Consider the following 13,734-nt stretch of genomic DNA (forward strand, 5'->3'; position numbering starts at 1 on the left):
GACCCACCCGAGGGAAGGAAACCATGGAGCAGTACGAACTCGACGCCGTCAAGCGGATCACGACGCGGCCGGCGCGCGACTACCGGACCCTGGCGGTGCGGGGCCTGACGCCGGTCATCGGCGCCGAGGTCACCGGCCTCGACCTGACCCGGGACCTGACCGGCGAGCAGCTCACCGAGCTGAAGACGGCCTTCCTCGACCACCACGTCCTGGTGTTCCGCGACCAGGACATCACCCCGGACGACCACCAGCGCCTGGCCGCGCACTTCGGCGAGCTGCGGCCGGTGAACCCGCCTCCCGAGCACGGGAACCCCTACATCCTCGAGGTGGCGACCGCCCCGGAGGCGGCCACCGTGTTCGGCAACGGCTGGCACGCCGACGGCACCGCCGACGAAGAGCCGTCACTCGGTTCGATGCTGCACATCACGGAGATGCCGGCGCCGGGCAGCGGCGGCGACACGCTCTTCGCGAACATGCACCTCGCGTACGACATGCTGTCGCCCAAGCTGAAGGAACTGCTGGCCGGGCTGACCGCGATCCACGACGGCGCCCACGCCTTCCGCGGCCACAAGATCCCCGAAGGTTACGAGCCCCCGGTGAGCGAGCACCCGGTCGTCGTGCGGCACCCGGAAACCGACCGGCCGCTGCTGTACGTCAACCCGGCCTACACCTCGCGGATCCCGCAGCTGTCGGCCGACGAGAGCCAGGCCGTGCTCGACCTGCTGTTCTCGGTCGTCCCGAACCGGCCGATGCTCGCGTGCCGAGTGCGCTGGGAGCCGAACACGCTGGTGTTCTGGGACAACCGCTGCGTCCAGCACCACGCGACCTACGACTACTACCCGCACACCCGGTTCGGGCACCGCGTCGCCATCAACGGCGGCCCGCTCAAAGGCTGACAGGAGTCCCATGTCGTCCGAACCCGTGGTGGACGTCCGCGATCCGGCCGTCCTCGGCGACCCGATGGGCGGGTACGACCGCATCCTCGCCGCCTCGCCGGTCTGCTGGGCCCGGCTGCCGAACGGCGAGGAGGGCTGGCTGGTCACCGGCAGCGACGCCGTCCGCGCCGTCCTGTCCGATCCGGCCGTGCGCAACGACCCGACCGGCCTGCCGGGACAGGGTGCGCAGACCCAGGAGGAAACCTTCCTCGCGCTGGGGACGCCCCCGGAGCACCTGCCGTACCTGCGGGCGAGCCTGCTGAGCCTCGACGGCGCCGAGCACCTGCGGCTGCGCCGCAGCATCCTGCCCGCCTTCAGCGCGTCCCGGGTCGCCACCCTCCGGCCGCGGGTGCAGCAGCTCGTCGACGAGCTGCTCGAAAAGCTCGCCACCGCATCGGAAACCGTGGACCTGCTCGACGAGTACGCCTACCCGCTGGCGATGGCGGTGGTGTGCGAACTGGTCGGCGTACCCGAAGCGGACCGGCCGGACTGGTACCGGTGGGGCAAGATCCTCGTCGAGGGTGACCCGGCGCGGATCACCCCGGCACTGGGCGAGATGTTCGCCTATTGCCACAAGCTGGTCGACCGGCGCCGGGCCGAGCCGGGTGAGGACCTGCTCAGCGACGTCGTCGCCCGGGACGACCTGACCGACGTCGACGCCGTGGCGCTCGTGGTGTTCCTGGTGCTCGCCGGGCACGAAACGATGGCGCACATGCTGGCCAACGCGGCGCTCGCGCTGATGCGCGACCCCGCCCAGCGGGAGCTTCTGCGCGAGGAGCCCGAGCTGTGGCCGGCCGCGGTGCGGGAGCTGGTCCGCACCGACGGCCCGGTGCAGCTGGCCCGGCTGCGGTACGCGGCCACCGACCTCGAAGTGGGCGGCGTGCGGATCCGCGCGGGCGACCCGGTGCAGGCGGTGCTCGGCGCCGCCAACCGCGACCCCGCGCAGTTCGGCTGCCCGCACCACGCCGACGTGCGGCGGCAGGCCGAGCACGGCGGCCGGGAAGGCAGCGTCGGGTTCGGCTGGGGCCCGCACTTCTGCCTCGGCGTCGCCCTGGCGAAGGTGGAGGCCGAAGTGGCGCTGCGCAGCCTGTTCGACCGGTTCCCCGCGGTGCGCCCGGCCGGCGAGCCGGCTTGGGTGCCGCTGCCCCGGGCCCGCCACCGGGCCGCCCTGGAGGTGTGGCTGCGGTGAACGATCCGGACGTCTCGGTCATCCTGCCCTGCGCCGGCTTCGGCACGCGGTTCGGGGCGCCGTACTCGAAGGAGCTGCACTGCCTGGCGCCCGGGGTCACCGTGCTGGACCGCAGCCTGGAGGCCGCGGTCGAGCTGGTGAAGAGCGGGCTCGGCGTGCGCGTGGTCGTCGTGTTCGGGACGCACAAGCTCGACACGGTGAAGTACCTGGCGCGGTACGCGGGGACCTTCCAGCTGGTCTTCGTCTACCAGGACGGCGAAACGGAACCGGGCCTCGACGGCGCGATCCGGTGCGCCCTGCCGATGACCCGGGGGCCGGTGGCGCTCGTGCTGCCGGACATCGTCGTCAGCGACGTCGGCAGCCTGCTCGCCGCCCTGCGGGAGACGGCGGCGGCGGGCTGGAGCGTGGTGGCCGCGCCGGAGCGGGATCCGTTCGTGCTGCGGCAGATGGGCGCGCTCACCGTGACCGGCACCGCCGGCGCGGACGGCGTCGTGACCGTCGAAGCCGCCGCGGAGAAGCCCGCCGATCCGTCGGGGTTCAACGCCCTCTGGGGCATGGTGGCGGTCGCCGAAGCGGAAGCCCACCGGCTGCCGGACGTGGCCCGGCGGGACGCGGCCAGCCCGCTGGCCGGGGCGCGGGCCTTCATGGTCGAGCGGATCGTCAACTACAACACCACCGAGGGATGAGCATGCTCGACGACGTCATGGCGGCGCTCGACGCCGTCCTGCCGCGGCTGGCGGCGGTCACCGGCACCCCCGGGGTCGCCGTCGCGGTGGCGACGAGCGACGAGCTGCGCACGGCCGCGACCGGGTTCGCCGACCTCGCCGCGGGCACGCCGATGACCGCGGGCACCGTCGCGCCGGCGGGCTCGCTCACGAAACCCGTCACCGGGCTGGCGTTCCTGCAGCTGGTCGAGGCCGGGATGGCGGGCCTGGACACGCCGGTCGACGACGTGCTGCCGGCCGGGCTGCGCGGCCCCGGCGCGGCCGGAGTCACCACCGCCATGCTGGCCGCCCACCAGGGCGGCTACTACAGCGACATCGTCACCGCCGTGGCGCCGGCCGCACCGGCCGAGCCGATCCTCGACTACGTCCGGCGCCGGCACGGAACCGGCCGCGCCGTCGAGTACGGCGGCGTGCTGCCGCTGGAGACGGCCCCCGGGGCGTACTCGTACTCGAGTTTCGGCATCGGGGTGCTCGGCGGGGTGGTCGAGCACCTGACCGGCGAGCCGTACGGCCGCCGCGTCGGCCGGGAGGTGTTCGCCCCGGCCGGGATGGCGGGCACGAGCATCGACGACGGCACCGGAACCCCGGGCGGCGCCACCGGGTACATGGCGTTCGGCGACTGGTGCCTGCCGAGCCCGCCGCTGCGGACGTCGGCCTACCCGGGCGTCGGGATGTACACCAGCGCCGCGGACTTCGCGCGGCTGCTGCAGTCCCTGCTGCGCACCGCCCGGGGCGACCGCGGGCTGGTCGGGCCGGATTCGCTCGCGGCCATGACGGCGCCGCGCGTGGCGCGCCCGAGCCCGGGCGGCGTCCGCTCGTTCTCCGGCCTGACCCTCGAGCTCGCCGACCCGGACCTCGGCGAGGACTGGTGGTGGGGCCACACCGCGGCGTTCCCGTGGGGGTTCTGGTGGGAGGCGCGGGTCTGGCCGCACCGCGACCTGGCCGCGGTCGCGGTCGGCAACCGGTGGGACATGGCCCGGTTCCACAACCCCGCCACCCGCAGTGCCCCGGGCCTGGCCGTGGAGTGGACGGGCCGGTGGGCGCGGTCGGGCGCCCCGGCGAAGCTCCCGGACATGGACGGGCGGCCGCGGTGGACCGGTCCCCGGCCCACCCCGGAAAGCTCGCGCTGGATGGGGGTCCTGGTGGGCGAGCGCACGCACGGCCTGCTCGGCGTCCCCGAACCGGTGCCGGTCCGGACACTGGCCGCGGGGGCGCGCTCGCTCGGCGACGGGCACCCGGACGGCTGGGACCCGGAGGCGTTCGCGCGCGGGGTGGAGCTGGCGCGGGCGGTCGCGCCGGACCCGGACGCGCTCGGGGCGCTGGGCCGGGAACTCGGGCCCGCCGCGGCGCTGTGGATGCTGGAGTGCGGTGCCTCGAGCGCGGACCTCACGATGCCGGTCGGCTTCTACGCCCGCGCACCACGGTGACCGAAGGGACGCGAATGCGAGTACTGCTCTCGACCTACGGGACGCGCGGCGACGTCGAGCCGCTCGTGGCTCTCGCGGAGCAATTGCGGGCCCTCGGCACCGAAGTGCGGATGTGCACCCCGCCGGACGAGGAGTTCGCGCACCGGCTGGCCGGGCTCGGGATCGACGCGGTGCCCGTCGGGCCGCCGATCCGGGCGCTGATGCGCGGCACGCCGTCGGCGGCGGAGCTGGCCCGGTACCGCGCCGAGCTGCTCGACGCGCAGTTCGCCGTCCTCCCTTCGGCGGCCGAAGGCTGCGACGCGCTGGTCGTGGCCGGGCTGGCGCAGGTCGCCGCGCGGTCGGTGGCCGAGGCGGCGGGCATCCCCTACGTGTACGTGACGTACGCGGCGGTCAACCTGCCGTCGCCGCACCACGCACCGCCGCCGCGGCCGGGCTGGCCGGAGCCGCCGGAGCCCGGCAACGCCGCCCGCTGGGAGCACGACGCCCGCCTGGTCGACGCCCAGTTCCGCGAGCCGCTCAACGGCCACCGCGCGGCGCTGGGCCTGCCGCCGGTGGACTCCGTGCGCGACCACGTCTGCTCGGACCGGCCGTGGCTGGCCGCGGACCCGGCCCTGGGCCCGTGGCCGGAGACCCCGGGCCTCGACGTGGTCCAGACCGGCGCGTGGATCCGGCCGGACGAGCGTCCGCTGCCCGCCGACCTGGCGGCGTTCCTGGCAGCCGGACCGCGGCCGGTCTACGTGGGCTTCGGCAGCATCGGCCCGGCCCCGGACGTCGCCCGCTGGGCGGTCGAGATCAGCCGCGCCCAGGGGTACCGCGTGATCGTCTCGCGCGGCTGGGCGGATCTGGACCTGCTCGACGGCGAAGCGGACTGTTTCGCCATCGGCGAGGTCAACCACCAGCGCCTGTTCCCCGAGCTGGCGGCGGTGATCCACCACGGCGGCGCGGGCACCACGCAGACGGCCGCCCGGGCGGGCGTCCCGCAACTGGTGGTGCCCCTTCCCGTGGCGGACAACCCGTACTGGGCCGGTCAGGTGGCCGCGCACCGGATCGGCGCGGCCCTCGACGGCCCGGCGGCGACGGCGGAGTCCCTGACCGCGGCGTTCGAGCTGGCGATGGCTTCGCAGGCCCGGGCGAAGGCGCTGAGCACCGGGATCCGCACCGACGGGGCCACGGTGGCGGCGCGCCTGCTGCACGATTCGCTCAGCTGACGCGCCCCGCCCGGGCGATCGTGCGCAGGACACCGATCGGGTCGTAGCCGATCGCGTGCAGGCCGACCTGGTTCGCCCCGGCCGCCAGTTCCGCGCGGATGCCGGCCACGACGGCCGGCGCGTCGCCGTGCAGGACCAGTGCGTCCACCAGCCGGTCGCTGAACGGGTCGGTGAGGTCTTCGCCGGTGTAGCCGGTGCGCCGGAGGTTGGTGGCGTAGTTGGCGATCCCGAGCATGGGCCGGACCGCGGCCCGGGCGGTCGCGCGGGCCCGGCCGGTGTCGGTGTCCAGCAGCACGCCGTGGCCGGGGATCACCAGCTTGTCCGGCCCGACGATCGCCCGGGCCCGCCGGGTGTGTTCGGGTGTCACCTGGAGGGTCAGCGTGCCCGCGGCGCGGTCGGCCGCCAGCCGGAGCATCTTCGGCCCGAGGGCGGCCAGCAGCACGCGCCCCGCGGGGACACCGGCCGCGGTCAGGGTGTCCAGGTAGCTCGCGATCTTCGCCAGCGGGGACGCGTACCCGGCGTCGACCTCGCGGTGGCCGGCGCCGATGCCGAGGAGGAGCCGGCCGGGGTGCCGGCCCGCGATCCGGTGGTAGGCGTCCGCGACCTTCTCCGCGTCGGCCTGCCACACGTTGAGCACGCTGGTGCCCACCACGATCCGGCCGGTGGCGTCGAGCAGCCGCTCGGCGGCGAGGAGGTCGGCGGACGGCGACGCGGCCAGCCACACCGCGTCGTAGCCGGCTTCCTCCAGTGCGACGGCCTCCGCCGCGGTGGCCTCGGCGGCGGTCAGATAGGCGCCGAGCGGTCCCAGTTCGATGGTCATGATCACGACTTCAGCACCCGGCGGCGCCGCGAACCAGCGGCAACCGGCACGGGCTGCGATAAGCTTTCCTTATCGTCGAAGGGCGGGAAACCGTGGAGTTGCGGGCACTGCGCTGTTTCGTCGCGGTCGCCGAGGAACTGCACTTCGGCCGGGCCGCCGAGCGGCTGCACATCGCCCAGCCCGCCGTCAGCCAGCAGATCGCCCGGCTGGAACGGGAACTCGGCGTCCGGCTCCTGGACCGCTCGCCCCGCCGCGTCCGGCTCACCGCGGCCGGGCACCGGGTGCTCGACGCGGCCCGCACCACGCTCGCCGCGGCCGGCCAGGTGGCGATCGCCGCGAAGCAGGGCATGACGACCGTCCGCATCGGCACCGCGCCTGGCCTGACGGCCCGCCTGGAACGCGGCATCGACGCCCTCCGCGAGCGGGCGCCGGAATTCGACGTGGTCCTGGTCGACCTGCCGGTCACCGCCCGGCTCAACGCGCTCCGGCAGGGCGAACTCGACCTGGCGCTCACGCGGGGCGTGCGTGCCGTGCCCGGCCTCACCGTCCTGCCGACCTGGACCGAACGCCTCTACGCGGTGGTGGCCCGCAACCACCCGGCCGCCGGCCGCCCGGCCGTCGGACTGGCCGAGCTGGCCGACGACACCCTGCGCGTGCCCGCCCGCGAGCACGACGCGCCCCTGCACGACGCCGTGGTCCTGGCGTTGCGCGAGACCGGCCTGCACCCGAAAGCGGGCCGGCCGACCGGCACGCTCCAGGACACGATCGTCGAAGTCGGCTCGGATCCGCGGAGCTGGACCGTGCTGCCCGCCGACCAGGTCGCCGAAATCCGCTCCACCCGGGTCCGGTCCATTCCCCTGGACCCCGCGATCACGATCACCGGCAGCGTCGTCGTGGCCACGGATCAGGCGAGCAGCGCGGCCGAGTGCGTGGTCGGGACCTTCCGGGACGAGCACTGAGGCACAGTCCACAAAGGACGCCACGCGGGAAACAATCGAAATAGGCGATGCCCTTGTCCCCGGGACGACGAATCTGCTTACATTTGTTAGCGCTAACACATCGTGCCTGCAAAGGAGCACCACCATGAGTTCGCTGGGCCAGTCCCCGCCGCCCGGGGCACCCCGCCGCGCGCGGCGCGTCCGACCGGGACGTGCGCTGAGCACTCTGCTCGCCACCGTCCTCGCGACCGCCGCGGCGGTCGCGCTCACACCCGCCGCGGCGTCGGCGGCGACCGTCGACACGAACGCGTGGTACGTGCTCGTCAACCGCAACAGCGGCAAGGCGCTGGACGTCTCCGGTGCGTCCACCGCCGACGGGGCCGCGGTCCAGCAGTGGGCCCGCCACGACGGAGCCAACCAGCAGTGGCAGTTCGTCGACTCCGGCAACGGCTACTACCGGCTGAAGTCGAAGAACTCCGGCAAGGTCCTCGACGTCGACGGCTGGTCGACCGCCGACGGCGGGAAGGTCCAGCAGTGGACGGACCTCAACGGCACCAACCAGCAGTTCGGCCTCGCCGACTCCGACGGCGGCTACGTCCGGCTGCTCAACCGCAACAGCGGCAAAGCGGTCGAGGTGAGCGGCCTGTCGACCGCCGACGGCGCCGCGATCGTCCAGTACGGCGACTGGCAGGGCGCCAACCAGCAGTGGCAGCTCGTCAGGGTGGGTGACACGGCGTCGTGCGCCCTTCCGTCGGCGTACCACTGGTCGTCCACGGGCTCGCTGGCCGAGCCGAAGGCGGGCTGGGGCGCGCTGAAGGACTTCACCAACGTCGTCTACAACGGCAAGCACGTCGTGTACGGGTCGACGACCGACACCTCGGGGGGCTACGGCTCGATGGGCTTCGCGCCCTTCACGAACTGGTCCGACATGGCCTCGGCCGGCCAGACCGGCATGAGCACCGGCACCGTCGCGCCCACGCTGTTCTACTTCGCCCCGAAGAACGTCTGGATCCTCGCCTACCAGTGGGGCCCGACGACGTTCAGCTACCGGACGTCGAGCGATCCCACCAACGTCAACGGCTGGTCGGCGCCCCAGGAGCTGTTCTCCGGGAGCATCTCCGGCTCGGCGCCCCTCGACCAGACGCTCATCGGCGACGGCACGAACATGTACCTGTTCTTCGCCGGCGACAACGGCAAGATCTACCGGGCGAGCATGCCGATCGGGAACTTCCCGGGCAGCTTCGGCTCGTCGTACACGACGATCATGAGCGACACGACGGCCAACCTCTTCGAGGCGGTCGAGGTCTACCAGGTCCAGGGCCAGAACCAGTACCTCATGCTCGTCGAGGCCATGGGCGCGAACGGCCGCTACTTCCGTTCGTTCACCGCGAGCAGCCTCGGCGGTTCGTGGACCCCGCAGGCCGCGACCGAGAGCAATCCCTTCGCCGGCAAGGCGAACAGCGGCGCGACCTGGACCAACGACATCAGCCACGGCGACCTGGTCCGCACGAACCCGGACCAGACCAAGACCGTCGACCCGTGCCACCTCCAGCTGCTCTACCAAGGACGGAACCCCGCCTCGGACGGTACCGACTACAACCACCTGCCCTGGCGGCCGGGCGTGCTGACGCTGCAGCGCTGACCGTCAGGCGCAGTGCCGGACGGTGAACTTCGACGTGCCGGAGCCGATGGAAATCCGACGGCCCGTCGGCAGGGTGACCGTCGCGGTCGCGTTGGCCGGGACGGTGACGGTGAGGTCGAACCGGCAGCCGGTCTGCGTCCACTCGGACGCGACCGGCCCGCGGACCGTGTCGATCGACGCCGCCACGTGCCCGAGCCCGGCGGGCACCTGCGGGGCGACGGCGATCGACGCGTACCCCGGCGACGCGGGCGTGATACCGGCGAACTGCGTGTAGAACGCCGCGTTGAGGCCGGCGAACATCGCGTGGTCGTGGGTTTCCATGCCGGACTCGTACGTCCACTGCTCCCACGGGGTCGTCGCGCCGCGGCCGATCTCGTACCCGAAGCCGGGGTAGGTCCGCTGCCGGAGCACGGTCAGGGCGACGTCGATGCGGCCCGCCTTGGCGAGCGCTTCGGGCAGGTAGCGGGTGCCGAAGATGCCGGTGTCGAGGTGGCCGGCGTCCTGGTTCAGGATCGTGTCCACGAGCTTCGCGCCGACCGCGGCGACCTTGTCCGGCGGCACGATCCCGAACGCGAGCGGGAGGATACTGGTCGTCTGCCTGCCGTCGCCGTAGGTGGCGCCGACGAGGAAGTGCGCGTTGAACGCGGCGGAGATCGATGTTGCCAGGTCGGCGAACCGGGCCGCGTCGCCGGGCTTTCCCAGTGCCTGCGCCGCTTTCCCGGCGGCTTCGGCTTGCCGGTACGACAACGCGGTGTTCACCAGGGAGCGTTCGCTGGAACAGGCGCCTGCCGAAGGGTTCCCCTGGCCGGATCCGGCGTTCGGACTCCGGTCGGGCGGGCACCAGTCGCCGAAGCCGCGGTCGTCCGGCCAGATGCGGCCCGGGAGCGCGGCCGCATTGGTGTCCACAAAGGACTTCATGGCGGGGTAGGCCGCGGCCAGCCGCGAGAGGTCGCCGTACTGCTCGTAGAGCGACCAGGCGAGGTCGACCGAGCCGCCGCCCATGTCCGGCAGCTGGGCGTTGCCGTCGTCGCTGGGCAACGCCGTCCCGGGCGGCAGGTCGAGCAGGTACTTGCCGTAGAAGCCGTCCATGCCGAAGTCGAGGACGGCCGCGTCGTGGTAAGCCTGCACGTCCATGCCCGGCGGCGTCCGCTCGTCGCGGACCGGGTTGTCGGTGGGCAGGCTCATCGAGTTGTTCAGCACGGCCCGCCGGTTGTTCGCCCAGATGGCGTTCAGCAGCGGGTCGGACGTCTCGACGTGCCCGGTGGCGGCCACGTCGGCGTGCACGACGCGGCCGGCGACGCTGCCGAGGTCCGGCGTCCCCGGGTAGCCGGTGAGCTCGAGGTAGCGGAAGCCGTGGTAGGTGAACCGGGGCTCGTAGACCTGGACTCCGCGCGCGGCGCCGAGGGTGAAGGAGTCGGTGGAGGCGGCGTTGCGGTTGGTCGTGGTGTCGAGCGTCCCGTCCCCGGTCAGCTCTTCGGCGGTGCGCATCCGCACGGTCGTGCCGGCCGGCCCGGCGACGCGCAGCCGCGCCCAGCCCGCGAAGTTCTCGCCGAAGTCGTAGACGTACACGCCGGGCCGCGGCTGCTGCACCGCCACCGGCCGCAGGGTGCGGACCACGCGGATCGGCGGCGCGGCCGAGCCGGTGAACTCCGCCGCCGGGGCGGCCGCGGTCCGCACCGGGTGCCAGGCCGCGTCGTCGAAGCCCGGCCGGTCCCAGCCGGCTCGCTCGAGCCGGGCGTCGTAGCTTTCGCCGGCGTAGAGGTCGTTGGCCGTCACCGGGCCGTCCGACCAGCGCCAGGAGCCGTCGGTCGTGACCGTCTGCCGGGTCCCGTCCGCGAAGGTGACGGCCAGCGCGAGGATGCCCTGTTTCGGGCCGGTCCAGCGGAACCCGTACCGGCTGAAGCGCGGGCCGTACCCGTTGCCCAGCCACAGGGCCGCCGCGTTATGTCCTTTGTGGACCTGCGATGTCACGTCGAAGGAGTCGTAGAGGGCACGCCGGTCGTAGGGCGTGCTGCCCGGCGACAGCACCTGATCGCCGACCTTGCCGCCGTTGAGGTGCAGTTCGTAGAACCCGAGCCCGTAGACGTACGCCCGCGCGCTCGCGACCGGTTTGCCGAGGACGAATTCGTGGCGCAGCAGCGGCGCGTCCGGCGACTGGGCGAGCAGGAGCGGATCGCCCTGCGGTTCGAGTTGCCCGCCGTCGATCGCGGCCCCGGGGAACCGTGAGTCCGGAGTGGCCGAGAAGTCGTCGGAGAACAGCTGCGTGCCGTCGAGCCCGTGCACGGTCAGGTTGTCGTAGGCGGCGGCCTCGGGCGTGCCCTGGCTGACCGAGGTCCGGAACCCGATGGTGCCCGCGCGCACCGCGTCGACCGGCCGGGAATCCACCGTGGTGCCGTCGATCGCCGTGACGACGGTGCTCCCCCGCGCTTCGATCCGCAGGTGGTGCCGGGCGTTCGCCGTCTGCGGGGTGATCACCGGGCTCAGGTCGGTCTCCCCGAGCAGCGAGAACGAGCCGTGGCTCTTCGCGTGCGGCCGCAGCAGCACCTTGCCCGGCGTCTCGGCGGCGTTCACCTGCCACATCAGGAAGTCGTCGGGCCCGGCGGCCCGGAAGACCACGGCCGCGGCCGCCGCCTTGACGGTGAAGTCGACGTCCAGGGCGAAGTCCTGCCAGGCGTAGGCGTCCCCGGTGTCCGGGGTGATCCACTGGGCGCCGGCCCAGCCGGCCCCGGTTTCCCACCACGCCGGTCCGGCTTCGGCCGCGGGCGCACCCCGGGTGCCCCACACCTCGACGGTCCAGTAGTTCCGCTGCCCGGCGGGGGTGGCGGGGCCGCGGTAGGGCACGGCGACGGAGTCCGCACTCGCGATCCGGCCGCTGTCCCAGACGTCGGCACGGTGCTCGGCGAGCAGCCGCGGGCTGCTCGCGACGCGGATCCGGTACGCGGATTGCCGTTCACCGGGCCGTTCGGAGCGCAGTTTCCAGCCCAGCGTGGGCGTGCTCCGCGCGGCCAGCGGGTTGACAACGTTGTCGGCACGCAGGTCGACCGCCCGGAGGGCCTGCTCCGGCCCGGCCGCGCTCCCGGGTGCCGCCGCGAACGACGTCGCGACCAACGCGAACAGGGCAGTGACCACGACTCGGACGCGAATGCGGGACATGAACGCTCCACTCGCCGGACTTGAAACGTTTCAGGAACGTACCACCGCCGTGACGCCCGTCACAAGACACCGGACGAGACAAGAATTTGTCGGGAAGCTCCCCGGATGGGTGAACCGGCCGCGGTCAGTCCACTGTGGACCTCGTACCGCGGATGAAAAGCTTCAGCCGGTTGCGGACTTACCGGCTCGGTGCCGGGGTTCTAGCGTGGCAGGTACAGGACGCGCCCGCCACCGGCCGAGGAGCTGACGATGCGCCGCCCGCTCGAACTCGACGTGACGTCGCAAGCCCGGTTCGCGCTGGTCACCGCGCAGGGCGGGCTGCACCTCGGCAGTTACCGGCGGCTGCGTGACGGTCTGCTGGAGGTCGCGGCGGACACGCCGGACGCCGTCATCGCCCGGATCGACGGCCTCGACTTCGACGGCTTCGCGCCGCTGAGCGTGTTCGGGCTGGTCGCCCGGCGGCTCGGGACGTGGCCGGGCATCCCGTTCGCGCTGGCCACCGGGACCGAGGACCAGGCACGCACGCTGCGGGAACAGGGCGTGCACCGCCGGGTGGCGATCCAGGGTGACGTCCCCAGCGCGGAGCGGGCGCTGTGCCGTCCGGCGCGGCGGCAGCTCGAGCTGCCGCTCCACCGCGACCCGGAAGCACCGGCGCTGGCGCGGACCGCGGTCCGCGAAGCCTGCGCGCGGTGGTCGGTGCCGCACTTCGTCTACGACGGGATCCTGGTGGCCGGCGAGCTGGCGGAGAACACCCTCCGGCACACCGGTTCCGCGATCACCCTGCGGCTGGACCTGCGCCGGGACCGGCTCACCATCGCCGTCCTCGACGACGATCCGAGGCCGGCCGTGCTCTTGCCGCGGCCGACGCCCGGCGCGTCCGGGCTCGGGCTGCACATCGTGGCGCAGTCGGCCGCGGAGTGGGGCTGCAGCCCGAGGTGGTCCGGCGGCAAGGTCGTCTGGGCGGTCCTGACGTCGGAGGGCCGGCCCGGCTGATCACGGCCCGATCGTCGCCGGGTGGGCGCGCAGGGCCTCGGCCAGCGTCGAGTACAGCAGCACGCGCCGGTCGTTCCAGAAGGTCAGCAGCACCACGGACACCGGGTGCGGCGGGCTCACCAGTGCGATCACCCGCTCCTCGGTGTGGGCGCGGTGCGCCAGCACGGCGAGCACCCGCAGCCCGGCGGCACCGAGCAGGGTCACCTTCGCCAGGTCCAGCACCGTCACCGGGGCCAGGTCGTCCCAGGTCGCCCGCTGCAGCAACCGGGCCGAGGTGGCGTCGATCTCCCCCGCCGCGCTGATGACCAGCAGGTCGGTCCGGATCCAGGTGCGTTCGACGGAAAGGATCGGCGAGGAGCGCCGCCACGGACCGCGCCGGCTCGGAGGCATCGGGGCCACCTCCCGTCCGGTCGGGTGAATCCACCGTACACCCGCGAAGCCCTCGCGGTGGTGAACGGCCGTAGCCGTCGATGCAGACCCGATGCAAATCGCCGCCTTTCGTTGCGCCTCCGATTCAGCGGTGTCACGGTCGGGGCGAGCACGACCGGGAGGAGCGGACCGCGGATGAGTTCACTCACCACGCCGACCAAGGGCTCGAGTGCCGCCGAGAAGGCGCTGGGCGAGGCCGCGAACAACGCCGACCAGCGGTACCGGCTGGCCAAGGGCCTGCGGCACCAGATGAACAAGGTGTTCCCGACCCACTG

General features: G+C 73.4%; 11 protein-coding genes. 8 read left to right on the forward strand and 3 right to left on the reverse strand.

Translation table 11 applies throughout. From position 1 onward, the window contains the following. Positions 1-23: 23 nt before the first annotated feature. The 5 genes from OO60_RS43780 to OO60_RS43800 are packed head-to-tail and all read left to right on the forward strand — an operon-like array spanning position 24 to position 5,484. Positions 24-896 (forward strand): TauD/TfdA dioxygenase family protein, encoded by an 873-nt coding sequence (locus tag OO60_RS43780; RefSeq protein ID WP_004561156.1) that lies wholly within the window; start codon positions 24-26, stop codon positions 894-896. Positions 897-906: 10 nt separating this feature from the next. Beyond that, positions 907-2,124 carry a cytochrome P450 family protein gene (locus tag OO60_RS43785; RefSeq protein ID WP_004561157.1) on the forward strand — a complete coding sequence of 406 codons (1,218 nt, stop codon included), beginning with the start codon at positions 907-909 and terminating at the stop codon, positions 2,122-2,124. After that, positions 2,121-2,810, forward strand: a complete 690-nt coding sequence (locus OO60_RS43790; RefSeq protein ID WP_004561158.1) for a glycosyltransferase family protein — start codon at positions 2,121-2,123, stop codon at positions 2,808-2,810. Before OO60_RS43785 ends, OO60_RS43790 begins: the two co-directional genes overlap by 4 nt. 2 nt (positions 2,811-2,812) lie before the next feature. Beyond that, positions 2,813-4,276 (forward strand): serine hydrolase domain-containing protein, encoded by a 1,464-nt coding sequence (locus OO60_RS43795; RefSeq protein WP_209441433.1) that lies wholly within the window; start codon positions 2,813-2,815, stop codon positions 4,274-4,276. Between the two features lie 14 nt (positions 4,277-4,290). Next, complete coding sequence (locus OO60_RS43800; protein WP_033263613.1) at positions 4,291-5,484, forward strand: glycosyltransferase; 1,194 nt, start codon at positions 4,291-4,293, stop codon at positions 5,482-5,484. Here the strand turns inward: OO60_RS43800 and OO60_RS43805 are convergent. Then, positions 5,477-6,304 (reverse strand): TIGR03620 family F420-dependent LLM class oxidoreductase, encoded by an 828-nt coding sequence (locus tag OO60_RS43805; RefSeq protein WP_003096727.1) that lies wholly within the window; start codon positions 6,302-6,304, stop codon positions 5,477-5,479. The two genes, OO60_RS43800 and OO60_RS43805, sit on opposite strands and share 8 nt — an antisense overlap. A gap of 92 nt (positions 6,305-6,396) precedes the next feature. Between OO60_RS43805 and OO60_RS43810 the strand changes: the two genes are divergently transcribed. Continuing rightward, positions 6,397-7,263 (forward strand): LysR family transcriptional regulator, encoded by an 867-nt coding sequence (locus tag OO60_RS43810; protein WP_003096723.1) that lies wholly within the window; start codon positions 6,397-6,399, stop codon positions 7,261-7,263. Positions 7,264-7,387: 124 nt separating this feature from the next. After that, positions 7,388-8,884, forward strand: coding sequence for a non-reducing end alpha-L-arabinofuranosidase family hydrolase (locus OO60_RS43815; RefSeq protein WP_003096720.1), 1,497 nt, complete (start codon positions 7,388-7,390; stop codon positions 8,882-8,884). Positions 8,885-8,887: 3 nt separating this feature from the next. Here the strand turns inward: OO60_RS43815 and OO60_RS43820 are convergent, their stop codons facing one another. Then, complete coding sequence (locus tag OO60_RS43820; RefSeq protein ID WP_155848954.1) at positions 8,888-12,037, reverse strand: family 78 glycoside hydrolase catalytic domain; 3,150 nt, start codon at positions 12,035-12,037, stop codon at positions 8,888-8,890. Positions 12,038-12,286: 249 nt separating this feature from the next. On the opposite strand from OO60_RS43820, the gene OO60_RS43825 reads away from it, so the two are divergent. Next, on the forward strand, positions 12,287-13,030 hold the full coding sequence (locus OO60_RS43825) for an ATP-binding protein (protein ID WP_003096714.1): 744 nt from the start codon (positions 12,287-12,289) through the stop codon (positions 13,028-13,030). Here the strand turns inward: OO60_RS43825 and OO60_RS43830 are convergent, their stop codons facing one another. Then, entirely contained in the window at positions 13,031-13,420 is a 390-nt protein-coding gene (locus OO60_RS43830; RefSeq protein ID WP_003096711.1) for an STAS domain-containing protein, read from the reverse strand. It abuts the gene before it with no gap. Positions 13,421-13,734: the final 314 nt, after the last annotated feature.

This window comes from Amycolatopsis vancoresmycina (assembly GCF_000716785.1).
Lineage (GTDB): Bacteria > Actinomycetota > Actinomycetes > Mycobacteriales > Pseudonocardiaceae > Amycolatopsis > Amycolatopsis vancoresmycina.

What these genes read in the sequence shown, in the direction of transcription:
- OO60_RS43820 (WP_155848954.1), bottom strand. Translation starts at nt 12,037, where the DNA reads ATGTCCCGCATTCGCGTCCGAGTCGTGGTCACTGCCCTGTTCGCGTTG.
- OO60_RS43795 (WP_209441433.1), top strand. Translation starts at nt 2,813, where the DNA reads ATGCTCGACGACGTCATGGCGGCGCTCGACGCCGTCCTGCCGCGGCTG.
- OO60_RS43800 (WP_033263613.1), top strand. Translation starts at nt 4,291, where the DNA reads ATGCGAGTACTGCTCTCGACCTACGGGACGCGCGGCGACGTCGAGCCG.
- OO60_RS43825 (WP_003096714.1), top strand. Translation starts at nt 12,287, where the DNA reads ATGCGCCGCCCGCTCGAACTCGACGTGACGTCGCAAGCCCGGTTCGCG.
- OO60_RS43780 (WP_004561156.1), top strand. Translation starts at nt 24, where the DNA reads ATGGAGCAGTACGAACTCGACGCCGTCAAGCGGATCACGACGCGGCCG.
- OO60_RS43815 (WP_003096720.1), top strand. Translation starts at nt 7,388, where the DNA reads ATGAGTTCGCTGGGCCAGTCCCCGCCGCCCGGGGCACCCCGCCGCGCG.
- OO60_RS43805 (WP_003096727.1), bottom strand. Translation starts at nt 6,304, where the DNA reads ATGACCATCGAACTGGGACCGCTCGGCGCCTATCTGACCGCCGCCGAG.
- OO60_RS43785 (WP_004561157.1), top strand. Translation starts at nt 907, where the DNA reads ATGTCGTCCGAACCCGTGGTGGACGTCCGCGATCCGGCCGTCCTCGGC.
- OO60_RS43830 (WP_003096711.1), bottom strand. Translation starts at nt 13,420, where the DNA reads ATGCCTCCGAGCCGGCGCGGTCCGTGGCGGCGCTCCTCGCCGATCCTT.